15 protein-coding genes and 1 riboswitch are annotated in these 12,812 nt (G+C 68.8%); of the genes, 10 read left to right on the top strand and 5 right to left on the bottom strand.

Annotated features, from left to right (window positions below; all coding sequences use genetic code 11):
• Window positions 1-8 precede the first annotated feature (8 nt).
• The gene (locus JLI01S_RS01400; protein WP_169797268.1) at window positions 9-629 is read right to left on the bottom strand and encodes a cysteine hydrolase family protein; all 621 of its coding nucleotides are present in this window, start codon (window positions 627-629) and stop codon (window positions 9-11) included.
• A gap of 100 nt (window positions 630-729) precedes the next feature.
• On the opposite strand from JLI01S_RS01400, the gene JLI01S_RS01395 reads away from it, so the two are divergent.
• The gene (locus tag JLI01S_RS01395; protein WP_174521297.1) at window positions 730-999 is read left to right on the top strand and encodes a DUF7218 family protein; all 270 of its coding nucleotides are present in this window, start codon (window positions 730-732) and stop codon (window positions 997-999) included.
• 54 nt (window positions 1,000-1,053) lie between these two features.
• On the opposite strand, the gene JLI01S_RS01390 is transcribed toward JLI01S_RS01395, so the two are convergent.
• The 4 genes from JLI01S_RS01390 to JLI01S_RS01375 all read right to left on the bottom strand — a co-directional run bounded on the left by JLI01S_RS01390 (window position 1,054) and on the right by JLI01S_RS01375 (window position 4,619).
• Window positions 1,054-1,443: an ectoine synthase gene (locus JLI01S_RS01390; RefSeq protein ID WP_068258818.1), complete on the bottom strand. Its 390-nt coding sequence runs from the start codon at window positions 1,441-1,443 to the stop codon at window positions 1,054-1,056.
• Between the two features lie 45 nt (window positions 1,444-1,488).
• Window positions 1,489-2,769: a diaminobutyrate--2-oxoglutarate transaminase gene (gene ectB, locus JLI01S_RS01385; RefSeq protein WP_068258816.1), complete on the bottom strand. Its 1,281-nt coding sequence runs from the start codon at window positions 2,767-2,769 to the stop codon at window positions 1,489-1,491.
• 56 nt (window positions 2,770-2,825) lie between these two features.
• On the bottom strand, window positions 2,826-3,341 hold the full coding sequence (gene ectA, locus JLI01S_RS01380) for a diaminobutyrate acetyltransferase (RefSeq protein ID WP_068258814.1): 516 nt from the start codon (window positions 3,339-3,341) through the stop codon (window positions 2,826-2,828).
• A 138-nt stretch (window positions 3,342-3,479) separates the two neighbouring features.
• Entirely contained in the window at window positions 3,480-4,619 is a 1,140-nt protein-coding gene (locus JLI01S_RS01375) for a MalY/PatB family protein (RefSeq protein WP_068258812.1), read from the bottom strand.
• An 87-nt stretch (window positions 4,620-4,706) separates the two neighbouring features.
• Between JLI01S_RS01375 and JLI01S_RS01370 the strand changes: the two genes are divergently transcribed.
• The 9 genes from JLI01S_RS01370 to gcvP all read left to right on the top strand — a co-directional run bounded on the left by JLI01S_RS01370 (window position 4,707) and on the right by gcvP (window position 12,799).
• Window positions 4,707-5,687, top strand: a complete 981-nt coding sequence (locus tag JLI01S_RS01370; protein ID WP_068258810.1) for a DUF881 domain-containing protein — start codon at window positions 4,707-4,709, stop codon at window positions 5,685-5,687.
• Complete coding sequence (locus JLI01S_RS01365; protein WP_068258808.1) at window positions 5,684-6,016, top strand: small basic family protein; 333 nt, start codon at window positions 5,684-5,686, stop codon at window positions 6,014-6,016. The genes JLI01S_RS01370 and JLI01S_RS01365 overlap by 4 nt, the downstream gene beginning before the upstream one ends.
• Window positions 6,013-6,810, top strand: a complete 798-nt coding sequence (locus JLI01S_RS01360; protein WP_068258806.1) for a DUF881 domain-containing protein — start codon at window positions 6,013-6,015, stop codon at window positions 6,808-6,810. The genes JLI01S_RS01365 and JLI01S_RS01360 overlap by 4 nt, the downstream gene beginning before the upstream one ends.
• A gap of 20 nt (window positions 6,811-6,830) precedes the next feature.
• A complete protein-coding gene (gene gcvH / locus JLI01S_RS01355) occupies window positions 6,831-7,220 on the top strand; it encodes a glycine cleavage system protein GcvH (RefSeq protein ID WP_068258804.1) in 390 nt (129 codons plus the stop codon).
• 78 nt (window positions 7,221-7,298) lie between these two features.
• Window positions 7,299-7,751 (top strand): FHA domain-containing protein, encoded by a 453-nt coding sequence (locus JLI01S_RS01350; RefSeq protein ID WP_068258802.1) that lies wholly within the window; start codon window positions 7,299-7,301, stop codon window positions 7,749-7,751.
• Window positions 7,752-7,753: 2 nt separating this feature from the next.
• Window positions 7,754-8,452, top strand: a complete 699-nt coding sequence (gene ftsR / locus JLI01S_RS01345) for a transcriptional regulator FtsR (RefSeq protein ID WP_245634482.1) — start codon at window positions 7,754-7,756, stop codon at window positions 8,450-8,452.
• Window positions 8,453-8,473: 21 nt separating this feature from the next.
• Window positions 8,474-8,962: a bifunctional nuclease family protein gene (locus JLI01S_RS01340; RefSeq protein ID WP_084349093.1), complete on the top strand. Its 489-nt coding sequence runs from the start codon at window positions 8,474-8,476 to the stop codon at window positions 8,960-8,962.
• Between the two features lie 164 nt (window positions 8,963-9,126).
• Window positions 9,127-9,702 (top strand): MerR family transcriptional regulator, encoded by a 576-nt coding sequence (locus JLI01S_RS01335; RefSeq protein ID WP_068258798.1) that lies wholly within the window; start codon window positions 9,127-9,129, stop codon window positions 9,700-9,702.
• A gap of 43 nt (window positions 9,703-9,745) precedes the next feature.
• Window positions 9,746-9,839, top strand: a riboswitch (glycine riboswitch).
• A gap of 71 nt (window positions 9,840-9,910) precedes the next feature.
• Window positions 9,911-12,799: an aminomethyl-transferring glycine dehydrogenase gene (gene gcvP, locus JLI01S_RS01330; RefSeq protein ID WP_068258796.1), complete on the top strand. Its 2,889-nt coding sequence runs from the start codon at window positions 9,911-9,913 to the stop codon at window positions 12,797-12,799.
• Window positions 12,800-12,812 lie beyond the last annotated feature (13 nt).

The following is a 12,812-nucleotide window of genomic DNA, read 5'->3' as shown; positions in this document are numbered from 1 at the left end:
CGGGGACCTCACGCAGGTGCCCTGTCCGCGGTCGCGGTGACGCGGCACAGCGCGTCGGGGCTCAGGACGGGGAAGCGGTACTCGTCCCTGAGCGTGTCGAGGGTCAGCTCGTGCAGCTCGGGCCGGTGCGAGGCAATGGCGTCGCGCACCAGCGCGACCTCGATGTCGAGGGCGAAGGCATGCGCTGCGGTGAGCATGACGCAGGTGTGCGTGGAGACGCCGATGACGACCACCGCCTCGATGTCGAGGTCCAGCAGGGTTGACTCCAGGTCGGTCCCCACGAAGGCGTCGTCACGCGTCTTGGTGATCTCGATCGCCGCTGACAGGTCGAGCTCGGAGACGTTGGCGGTGTGCTCGTCCCCCTCGAAGAGGAAGCCCTGGTCGTCCTCGAGCATCGTGATCGTCCATGTCGACCGGTCGCGCTGGTGCACGGTGCGCACGTTGACGATCGGCAGGTGTTCCCGCTCGGCCCACCGGATGACCTGCCGGGCACGGGCCACGATCTCCTCGCGATGGGCCGCGAGAGCCTGGTCCTCGAAGAAGGCCTCCTGCAGGTCGACGACGAGGAGGGCGGTGCGGTCCAACGGCGCACGCCATGGTGCGCGGCTCCTGGGTGACGGGTCGGTCATGGCCCCTTCGTACCCCGTTGTGCGCCAGTCATGCCGATGGTGCATGTCCGTCGGGCCGGTGGGTAGACACAGGGGACCCGACAGTGAGGACGTGGTTGAGATGCCCAAGGACAAGCCCGGACCCAGCGTCAAGGACGACGAGCTCTACGAGGAGCTGCGTGATGACGGCGCCAGCAAGGAAAAGGCAGCCCGCATCGCCAACGCGGCAGCCAACAGCTCCCGCTCCGAGGTCGGACGACGCGGTGGCGAGTCGGGCTCCTACGACGACTGGAGCGTCGAGGAGCTGCACGACCGAGCCCGAGAGCTGGAGATCGAGGGGCGCTCGTCGATGGACAAGGCCGAGCTGATCGACGCGCTGCGCAACCACTGACGCCATGACGAAGGGGACGGACCACCTGGTCCGTCCCCTTCGCTGCGTCGTGGATCAGTCCTCGGTGAGGACCGGGTAGACGCCGTTCTCGTCGTGCACCTCACGGCCGGTGACGGGGGGGTTGAAGACGCACGCGCAGTGGATGTCTTCCTCGACGGTCACGGTGTGCTTGTCCGCGTCGTCGAGCATGTACATCACGCCGGGCTCGAGGGGGTAGGTCTCGCCGGTGTCGCGGTCGAGGAGCGTGCCCTTGCCCTGGTAGACGTAGACCGCCTCGACGTGGTTGGCGTACCAGAACTCCGAAGAGGTCCCGGCCTTGAGGATGGTGATGTGGAAGCTGAAGCCGACCTTGTCCTTGGCGAGGACCATGCGCCGGCTCTGCCAGTTGCCGTGCGTGACGTCGTACTCGGTCCCGTCAAGGTCGTTGACGTTCAGAACCTTCATGTGGATCTCCTTGTCGTGGTCTGTCGGGGTTGTGGGGAGCAGGTGTCAGGCCGTCGCGCGCGCGGGCGCTCCGAGGACCTCGCGGGCGGCGTCCTCGAGCTGGTCCAGGCCTGCGGCCAGCTCCTCCTGCGTGATGGTCAGCGGCGGCATGATCTTGACGACCTCGCTGGATGGGCCGGAGGTCTCGACGAGCAGCTTGCGGGCGAAGGCGGCCTTGGCGATCTTCTCCGCGACCTCGACATCCTTGAAGGCGACACCGGACAGCAGTCCACGACCGCGCAGCTCGCTGCCCTCGGCGAGGCCGGCGAGGACCTCCAGGCGCTCGGTGAGCTGCTGGGCGCGAGCCGCGATGTTCTTCTCGAGGGCGTCGTCGGCCCAGTAGGTGCGCAGGGCCTTGGCCCCGGTGACGAAGGCGGGGTTGTGACCGCGGAAGGTGCCGTTGTGCTCGCCGGGCTCCCAGTCGTCGATCTCAGGCTTCATCAGGGTCAGGGCCATCGGCAGGCCATAGCCGGAGATGGACTTGCTCAAGGTGATGATGTCCGGGTCCAGGCCGAACTCCTCGAAGGAGAAGAAGGTCCCGGTACGGCCGCAACCGGCCTGGACGTCGTCGACGATCATCAGCACGCCGTACTCGCGGCACAGGTCCTGCAGCTCCTTGAGCCATTCGCCGCGAGCGGCCTTGAGGCCACCCTCGCCCTGGACCGTCTCGACGATCACTGCGGCGGGGAGACTGGTGCCCGAGCCGCTGTCGGCCCAGATGCGCTTGAGCCAGGCGAAGTCCGAGGTCTCGCCGATGATGTAGTCGTCGTAGGGAGCCGCCGTCGCGTGGTAGAGCGGCGTTCCGGCCCCGGCACGCTTGAAGGCGTTGCCGGTGACGGCCAGCGAACCGAGGGTCATGCCGTGGAAGGCATTGGTGAAGTGCACGACATCCTCGCGACCGGTCGCCTTGCGGGCGGTCTTGAGGGCGGTCTCGACGGCGTTGGTCCCGGTCGGGCCGGGGAACTGGATCTTGTGGGTCATCCCACGCGGCTCGAGGATCAGCTCGGTGAAGGCCTCGAGGAAGTCCCGCTTGGCCTTGGTGTGCATGTCCATCGAGTGGGTGACGCCGTCGCGCGAGATGTACTCGATGAGCGCCTCCTTGAGGATGTCGTTGTTGTGGCCGTAGTTGAGGGCGCCGGCGCCGGAGAAGAAGTCCGTGTACCGCTCGCCGTCCTCGGTGGTCTGGTAGGGACCCTTGGAGGTGTCGAAGACGACGGGCCAGTTGCGGCAGTAGCTGCGCACCTCGGACTCGCGCTCGGTGAAAATGGCTGTGGCGGGGTTGCTCATGGGGTGTCCTTCCGGGGAGGGATCGTCAGGGGTGGGTGCTGTCGATGCGGCAGGGATCAGAACGGTCCGATGCGGTGCAGCACCTCCGGGTCGTGGCCTTCGTCTGGGAAGTGGGCCTTCACGAAGAGGTCGATCTCCTCGTGCTGTGCGTCGTGGGTGCGGGCGAAGCCTGCGAAGAGGGCTCGGGAGGCGGCATTGTCGTCGGTGATCGTCGTCTCCAGGACGCTGACCCCGGGGACATGTGCGGCGAGGTGGTCGAGCATGCGCCCGGCCAGTCCGTGACCGCGCTGGTCCGCGTCGACAGCGACCTGCCACACCATGAGGGTCTGGGGAGCGTCCGGGCGGACGTAGCCGCTGACGAATCCGACGACCCTGCCCTCGCGCTCGGCGACCACACTGGTCGCGGCGAAGTCCCGTGCCCACAGCAGGTAGGCATAGGAGGAATTGAGGTCGAGTGTCTGCGAGTCCCTGGCCACGCGCCACATCGCGCCGCCGTCCTCGATGGACGGTGGGCGCAGGATGAACGGGGTCGACTGGGAGCTCTGGCGGGATGTCTCTTCGTCCTTGGTCACCTGTTTCAACCTAACGTGACCTGCGCAGAGATCAAATCCGCACCCCGCCAGATCCACGGAATCCCTTGTGTGGCAATGCTATTGGCGTGGACATGATCCGGGACACTTCGCGGGCGCGGCCGGCCGAAGAGGCGCGGGTCACTCCCTTCGTGCCGGTATGGAGCGCGCCATCCGCTCGATCGCCTCGGTCAGGAGGGCGGGGGAGGTGGCGAAGTTGAGCCGCGCGAAACCCCCTCCGGCGCCGAAGGGGGGTCCGGGCGTGAGGGCCACCCGCGCGACATCGCGGAAGTGGACCGCAGGGTCACTCCCCAGCTCCAGCCGTCGACAGTCGAGCCAGGCGAGGTAGGTGGCCTCCACGGGTTGCCAGACGATCTCCGGGAGGTGCTCGGTCAGCAGCTGCGCGAGCAGCGTCCGGTTGGCGTCCAGGTCGTGCACGAGGTCCGCGAGCCAGTCGCGACCACCGCGCAGGGCAGCGGTGTGGAGCCGCACCCCCAGGTGGCTCGTGGAGAACTCGAGGCCGGGCGGCAGCGCACGGATCGCGTCGGACGCCTCCGACCCCCCGAAGATGACCCCGGACTTGGCCCCCGCGAGGTTCCACCCCTTGGCGGCGGAGAAGACCGTCACGCCGGACTGGGCCTCCGGCAGGGAGAGAAGGGGGGTGAAGCCGGCCCCGGGGAGGACCAGCGGGGCGTGGATCTCGTCGCTGACGATCCTCACTCCATGGCGTTCGGCGGTGACGGCGACGTGCGAGAGCTCGCCGCGCGTCGGGACGGTGCCCGTCGGATTGTGCGGGTTGGCCAGGAGCAGGGCCCCGCGGCCGTGCTCGGCGAAGGCCGCGTCGAGAGCGGCGGGGTCGAGTCGGCCGGTGGACGTGAGGGGCACCGGGACGAGCCGACGGCCGATCTCGTGCACGGCCGCGTGGAAGGGCGGGTAGACGGGCACGGTGATGTAGACCGGGTCGTCCGGCCCGGTGATCGCCATGAGGCCGGCGCGGACCCCAGCCATGACGTCGGCCACCGGGCGAGCGCGCGCTGGGGTGACCTGGGCGCCCCACTCGTCGTAGAGGGCTGCGACTTCCTCCGTGTACGGCCCCGTCACCGGGTACCCGAAGTCGCCCTCGCGGGCGATCCGGGCCATCTCCTCGACCACTGCCGGCGCCGGCGCGACATCCATCTCTGCGACCCACAGGGGAAGGACGTCTGAGTCGTGGAGCTGCCACTTGATGCTCGTGCGGCGCCGCAGGGCCGCCTCGTCGAGGGTGAGGACGCGTCGTTCCATGCCTCCACTCTGACAGGGGATCGACCGCCTACGCTGGTGCGGGTGACCCACGAGGTCACGAAGGTCCCGTGACGGAAGGAGCGATGCGTGCGGTCAGACCTGCCCGACGATGCCCCTGCTCCTGACGAGATCCCCGCCGACGAGCTCGGCGAGGGGGAGGAGGACTACGCAGACGCTCGAGGAGTGGTTCACCCAGGGCCCCGCCCGGACGCCTCGATGACCTTGCTCACCTCGATGCTGGAGCGTCCGCTCGATCCCGGGTACCAGGCTGCGGCCGATGACCGACTGGCACAGGGGCTGCCCGCCAGCACCGGAACCCGCCGGACCAGGCTGTTGGTCGCACTCCTGCTCATCGGCCTGATGATCGGTGTGAGCACCGCTGAGCTGCGCGACCGTGACGGGACACGTGCCACCGCACGCGCGGACCTGATCCGTCAGATCCAGGATCGCCAGACGGTCGTCGACGAACGCGGCACCGAGGTCCGTGGGTTGCAGCAGGAGGTCGATGTGGCCACGGCCCAGCTCGACCCGACCCAACGCAAGGTGCTCGAGGACCGCCGGGTGACCAGCGGGCTCGCGGCCGTCACGGGCCCCGGGGTGCGCCTGACCCTCGACGATGCCCCGGGTACGGGGACCGACGCCGACGGTGACCCGCGGACGGGGGCCAAGGACGAGGGTCGAGTGCAGTCCCGGGACATGCAGCTGATCACCAACGGACTGTGGGCCTCCGGAGCGGAGGCGATCTCCATCAACGGACAGCGACTGACCTCCCGCACGGCCATCCGGTTCGCCGGTGAGGCCATCCTGGTCAACTTCCGTCCGCTGACGCGGCCGTACACGATTGAAGCCATCGGGGATGCGTCCCAGATGCAGACCACCTTTGCCGAGAGCGCGGCCGGCTCGTACCTCACCGGTCTGCGCAACAATTACGGCATCCAGACCTCGTTGACCTCGCAGGACGAGCTCCGGCTCCCGAGCGCAGTCAACGTCAGCACCCGGGAGGCGACGGTGGTCCCTGCCGGCGCCAAGCCCCCCCGGGTGACCCCGTTGAAGAAGGAGACCTCGTGATCCCCGCCCTCGGACTCGTGGCCGGGATCGTGCTCGGTCTTGTGCTGCAGCCTGACGTGCCGATCTGGATGCAGCCCTATCTGCCGATCGCGGTCGTCGCCGCCCTCGACGCGGTCTTCGGGGCAGTCCGGGCGACGCTCGACGGCATCTTCGACGACAAGGTATTCGTCGTGAGCTTCCTGTCCAATGTCGTCGTGGCTGCCTTCATCGTCTTCCTCGGTGACCAGCTGGGTGTGGGTTCGCAGCTGTCCACCGGCGTCGTGGTGGTCCTTGGGGTGCGCATCTTCTCCAATGTCGCCTCGATCCGTCGACACCTCTTCAAGGCATGACGGACACACCCGAGGGCGACCCCCGGCCCGAGACCGTGGAGCCAGAGGACGCGCGCAGCACGCCCAGCCCGTGGCGCCGCGTCTACCTCATGGCCCGACCCAGGGCGACGCGCGCCAATGCCTTTGCACTCCTCCTCGCTGCGCTGCTCGGTTTCGCCATCGCGACCCAGGTCCGGCAGACACAGGCCCAGGGTCTGGAGGACCTGCGTCAGGACGAGCTCGTGCGCATCCTCGACGACGTGACGCAGAACGGCGCCCGGCTCGACGATGAGATCACCGAGCTGCAGTCCACGCGTGATGGCCTCGTCGACAGCGATGCCAGCTCCCCGGAGGCCATCGCGGCCGCTCAGGAGCGAGCGGACACGCTCGGCATCCTGGCCGGCACGGAGCGCGCCACCGGGCCGGGGATCCGGCTGCGCATCGTCGACCACGACGACGAGATCACGGCAGCAGCCCTGCTCGATGCCGTGCAGGAGCTGCGGGACGCCGGAGCCGAGGCGATGCAGATCGGCGACGTCCGCGTGGTGGCCAGCACCTGGTTCCGGGACACCGACACCGGGGTCGAGGTGGACGGTGCCCGACTCGAGGCCCCGTACGAGCTCATCGTCATCGGCGATCCCCAGACGATGAGCTCCGCGATGGAGATCCCGGGTGGGGTTTCAGAGTCCGTCCGGAGCAAGGGCGGCGAGGTGACGGTCACCGAGTTCACGTCGATCAACGTGGAGGCATTGCACACCGATTCATCGCCTCGTTACGCTCGGCCCGTCCCGGAGCCGACCGACGGCTCGAAGTGAACGGATCGTTGAGGAGACAGATGAGCGACGCCACCTACCCCGAGAACCTTCGGTACAGCACCGATCACGAGTGGGTGAGCGAGGCGGGCGAGGGCACGGTCCGCGTCGGCATCACCCACTACGCCCAGGAGGCGCTCGGTGACGTCGTCTACGTGAGCCTGCCGGCCGTCGGCGACACCATCGAGCCGGGGGACGCCTGCGGCGAGGTGGAGTCGACCAAGACGGTCAACGACCTCTACGCCCCGCTGGGAGGGACCGTGACCGCCGTCAACGACGCGCTCGAAGCCTCTCCGGAGCTGGTCAACTCCGACCCCTACGAGCAGGGTTGGATGTACGAGGTCAAGCTGGCTGACGGCAGCGACACCTCCAGCCTGCTCGACGCCGCGGACTACCAGGCCACCCTCGGCTGAGCGCGCTGAACGACCGTGACCGGCCCGCCCGCGGGCCGGTCACGTAGGCTGGATCACACACGACAGGAGGAGCGCTGGATGAGCGGCAACGAAAACGCCCGGCCCGCACGACAGGACCCGGCGACGCAGCAGTTCACGGGGATCGAGGGCCGTCAGCCGGCCGATCTGCCGGACTCGGACTATCACCTGACTCGCGAGGAGCAGGCGACGGTCGATGCCCTGCGCCCGGGGACGGCGCTGCTCATCGTGCTGCGCGGCCCCAACACGGGCGCGCGCTTCCTCCTCGACGACACCGAGGTGACCACGGGACGGGGACCTGAGAGCGACATCTTCCTCGACGACGTCACGGTCTCTCGCAAGCACGCGGTGTTCTCCCGCGAGGACCAGGGCTTCGGGGTGCGCGACGTCGGCTCGCTCAACGGCACCTACGTCAACAAGGAGCGCATCGACCAGTCGGGGCTGCGCACTGGTGACGAGGTCCAGATCGGCAAGTTCCGCCTCGTGTACTACGCCAGCTCCACTGCCAGCTGACCTTGGCTGACGACCGCCTCGGCATCGGCGCCCTCATCCGTCAGCTCGAGGGCGACTTTCCGGACGTGACCATCAGCAAGATCCGCTTCCTCGAGAGCGAGGGGCTCGTCGAGCCGGCACGCACGGCGTCGGGGTACCGCAAGTACTCTGCCGCAGACGTCGACCGTCTGCGGTTCGTGCTCAGTGCCCAACGGGATCGCTTCTGGCCGTTGAAGGTCATCCGCGAACGCCTCGACGCCGTGGACCGCGGCTTGGCGGTGGCTGACGACGGCGTGGTCACGCCACCCCGCGACGTGCCGTCCGGCCAGGGGCGGCTCTCGGCGACCGCCCGTCCTCTGCGGATCACGGCGATCGAGTTGCAGCACGCGGCTGACATCGACACCGGGACCTTCCGAGAGCTCGTCTCCTACGGCTTGCTGCCCAAGAACCGCGAGCACTTCGACGCAGACGACCTCGACGTCGCCAGGGTCTGCGGCTCACTGGTCTCGGCGGGCATCGATGTGCGTCACCTGCGTCCCTTCAAGAGCGCGGCCGAACGAGAGCTCGACCTGGCCGACCACGTCCTGGGCCAGCAGGCCCTCCGTGGACGGCGCGCTGATGCGGCCGGTCTGGATGACGAGTCGGTCCGGCAGCAGGTCCTCGAGGACTGTCTCGACCTGCATGTCGCGCTTGTCCGACGAGGCCTTGACCGCCAGAGGTGACGAGCGGGATACGGTAGTCAGGTGAAGCCGCTCGACGTCCTCGGTGTCCGGGTGGAGATGCCCACCTCCCAACCGATCGTGCTCCTGCGTGAGCGCGACGGAGGTCGGCATGTCCCGATCTGGATCGGTGCCGCGGAGGCAACGGCCATCGCCTATGCGCAGGAGGGCGTGGTCCCCCCTCGACCGCTCACCCACGACCTGCTCGTCGACGTGATCGCCGCCGTCGGACGCGAGCTCGTCACGGTGCGCATCGACGCCGTGCTCGAGGGCGTCTTCCACGCGACCCTCGTCCTCGACGATGACACCGAGATCTCCGCCCGCACCTCCGACGGTGTCGCCCTCGCACTGCGGACCGGCGCCGAGATCGTCGCAACGGACGAGGTGCTGGACGAGGTCGGCATCGAGTCCTCCGATGATGAGGAGGACGAGGTGGCGAAGTTCAAGGAGTTCCTCGACGAGGTCTCACCAGAGGACTTCGAGGCCCCCGACCAGGACCCGCCGGCGAGCTGACGCACCTCTCCGCGACCCGATCGTTACCGACACGCAGTCGACCGTTCGGCGCGGATGTTTGACGGCCCCCTCGGCGCGCCGTAGCGTCGAAGACACACCGGTACGACATCGGTGTGATTCCCATCCGGTTCGGCTGGGACCGACGGTGAAGTGGGGAGGGCGCAGTGGACGCCACGAACGACGAGGGCAGGACTCCGGTCCGTACTCAGGGCGTGCTCTTCGACGACGACCTCCCCGAGCTGTCCGAGGACATCGGCTATCGAGGCCCCGCCGCGTGCACCGCTGCCGGCATCACCTACCGACAGCTCGACTACTGGGCTCGTACCGGACTGGTCGAGCCGTCCGTGCGTGGAGCCGCCGGATCGGGCAGCCAGCGCCTCTACGGGTTCCGCGACATCCTCGTCCTCAAGGTCGTGAAGCGACTGCTGGACACCGGGGTCTCCCTCCAGCAGATCCGGGTGGCGATCAACCACCTGCGGGAGCGCGGCGTCGAGGACCTCGCCCAGATCACCCTCATGAGCGATGGGGCCAGCGTCTACGAGTGCACGTCCGCGGACGAGGTCATCGACCTCGTCCAGGGCGGTCAGGGTGTCTTCGGCATCGCGGTCGGCCGCGTCTGGCGTGAGGTCGAGGGATCGCTCCTGGAGATCCCGAGCGAGCGCATGGCCAGCGAGGACAGCGCCCCCACCGAGCTGCCCGGTGATGAGCTGTCTGCGCGCCGCCGCGCCAAGCTCGCCTGACGCTCTGACAGGCATCGCGCGCTGATAGCCTTGAGCACGCTGCTCACCCCATGGGGGAGAGTCCTCGCGCTCGGCGCGGGGCGCCGAAGGGGCAAATCTCCCCGGAACCTCTCAGGCGCCAGGACCTCGTGGATCAGGCACCTCTGAAGCGTTGACCGTGACAGAAGGGGAGGCTGACTGTGTGTCCACCCACGCCCAAGGGAGCCTCATGAGCGCCTCATCCCCCCTGTCCGAGTTCGTCGGTCGCCATATCGGTCCCCGTGAGGACGATGTCGAGCAGATGCTGACCGAGATCGGGCAGCCCGGTCTCGACGCACTGTGCGATGCGGCCGTCCCGGGAGCCATCCGCCAGACCCAGGCCCTCGAGATCGAGGCCGCAGCGAGCGAGCTCGCCGTCCTGGAGGAGCTGCGCGGCTTGGCCGACAAGAACACCGTGCTGACCTCGATGATCGGGCTGGGCTACTACGGCACGATCACGCCGTCGGTCATCCAGCGCAATGTCCTGGAGAACCCTGCGTGGTACACGGCGTACACGCCCTACCAGCCGGAGATCAGCCAGGGCCGCCTCGAGGCACTGCTCAACTTCCAGACGGTGGTTGCCGACCTCACCGGCCTGAAGACGTCCGGCTCATCCCTCCTCGACGAGGGCACCGCCGCCGCCGAGGCGATGACGGTGATGCGCCGTTCGAGCAAGGTGGCCAAGGACGCCGTCCTGCTCCTGGACGCCAACACCTTCCCCCAGACCCGCGCCGTCATCACCACACGCGCCGTGCCCCTCGGCCTGGATGTCGTCGTCGCTGACCTGACCGCGGTCACCACGGCGGACGAGCTGCGTGCCGCTGCGGGTGACCGAGAGGTCTTCGGAGTCCTCGTCCAGTACCCCGGTGCGGACGGCATCGTCACCGACTGGCGCGCCCTGGCCGAGGCGGCGCACGAGGTGGGAGCGCTCGTGACCGCTGCCGCCGACCTGCTGGCGCTGACCCTGCTGACCTCTCCGGGGGAGTGGGGCGCGGATGTCGCCGTCGGGACCACTCAGCGTTTCGGCGTGCCCATGGCCTTTGGTGGGCCGCACGCCGGCTACATGTCGGTGCGGGCTGGGCTCGAGCGGACCCTGCCGGGCCGACTGGTGGGGGTGTCGGTCGACGCGGCCGGAGGCCCTGCCTACCGCCTGGCCCTGCAGACACGAGAGCAGCACATCCGTCGCGACAAGGCGACCTCCAACATCTGCACGGCCCAGGTTCTCCTGGCTGTCATGGCGTCGATGTACGCGGTCTACCACGGCCCCCAGGGTCTGAAGGCCATCGCCGAGCGCGTGCACGGTACCGCTGTGGGCCTCGCCGAGCGGCTGCGCGGTGCCGGCATCGAGGTCGCCGACGGCCCGTGGTTCGACACGCTGCGGATCAGCCTCCCGGGCGGTGCCGATGCGGCTGTGTCTGCTGCCGTGGCTGCCGGGGTCAACATCTGGAAGGCCGACGAGGACACTGTCCTGGTCTCCGTCGACGAGACGACTGACTCCAGTGAGGTTGCAGCGGTCGCCCGCGCCCTCGGTGCGCAGGACGCACCTGAGCCCGACTCCGCGCACGCCTCGCAGGTCTCCCCGAGCTGGCCGCCGGCATTGCTGCGCACCAGTGAGTACCTCACCCACCCCGTCTTCCACTCCCACCGGAGCGAGACCGCGATGCTGCGGTACCTCCGCCGCCTGTCCGACCGGGACTTCGCGCTGGATCGTGGCATGATCCCGCTCGGTTCGTGCACGATGAAGCTCAACGCCACGACCGAGATGGCGGCCATCACCTGGCCGGAGTTCGCCGCGCTGCACCCCTTCGCTCCGGATGACCAGACCGTCGGCATCCGCGAGCTCGTGGGCCAGCTGAGCACCTGGTTGAGCGAGATCACCGGCTACCACTCCGTCTCGCTGCAGCCCAACGCCGGCTCCCAGGGTGAGCTCGCCGGACTGCTCGCCATCCGCGCCCATCACGCCGCACAGGGCCAGGAGCAGCGCCGTGTCTGCCTCATCCCTGCCAGCGCGCACGGCACCAACGCTGCGTCCGCGGTCATGGCCGGGATGAAGGTCGTCGTCGTCAAGACCGCCGAGGGCGGTGACGTCGACATGGAGGACCTGCGGGCCAAGGTCGAGCAGCACAAGGACGACCTCGCGGCGATCATGGTCACCTACCCGAGCACGCACGGGGTCTTCGAGGACACGATCAGCGACCTGTGCGCGCTCGTGCACGATGCCGGCGGCCAGGTCTACGTCGACGGGGCCAACCTCAACGCTCTGGTCGGCCTCGCCCAGCCGGGCAAGTTCGGCGCCGACGTCAGCCACCTCAACCTGCACAAGACCTTCTGCATCCCGCACGGTGGCGGCGGCCCGGGTGTCGGGCCGGTCGCCGTGCGCGAGCACCTGGCTCCCTACCTGCCGAACCACCCGCTGGCCGAGGCAGCAGGCCCCGCGACCGGGGTCGGACCGATCAGCGCCGCGCCGTACGGCTCGGCCGGCATCCTGCCGATCTCCTGGGCCTATGTCCGGCTCATGGGCGGGGCGGGCCTGTCCCGCGCCACGCAGATCGCGGTGCTCAACGCCAACTACATCGCGCACCGGCTGGGTGAGCACTACCCGGTTCTGTACGCCGGCCCCGGCGGGATCGTCGCGCACGAGTGCATCATTGACCTGCGCGGCCTGACCAAGGACTCCGGGGTGACCGTCGACGACGTCGCCAAGCGGCTCATCGACTACGGCTTCCACGCCCCGACGATGAGCTTCCCCGTGGCGGGCACCTTCATGGTCGAGCCGACCGAGTCCGAGGACAAGGGCGAGATCGACCGCTTCTGCGACGCGATGATCGCCATCCGGAGGGAGATCGACGAGGTGACGGCGAGCGGAGACGTCGACTCCTCCGTGCTGCGTCATGCCCCCCACACCGCGGCGGAACTGGCAGGGGAGTGGACGCACTCCTACGAGCGCGCGACGGCCGTCTTCCCGGTCGGCGTGGACGCTGCCGACAAGTACTGGCCGCCGGTGTCCCGCATCGACGGTGCCTTCGGTGACCGCAACCTCGTCTGCTCCTGCCCCTCGCCGGAGGCCTTCGAGGACTGACCGTCCACCGTCA

The organism is Janibacter limosus NBRC 16128 (assembly GCF_001570985.1).
GTDB classification, from domain to species: domain Bacteria; phylum Actinomycetota; class Actinomycetes; order Actinomycetales; family Dermatophilaceae; genus Janibacter; species Janibacter limosus.
Note: the sequence above shows the minus strand (reverse complement) of the source record. Positions and strands in the feature narration are given on the sequence as shown.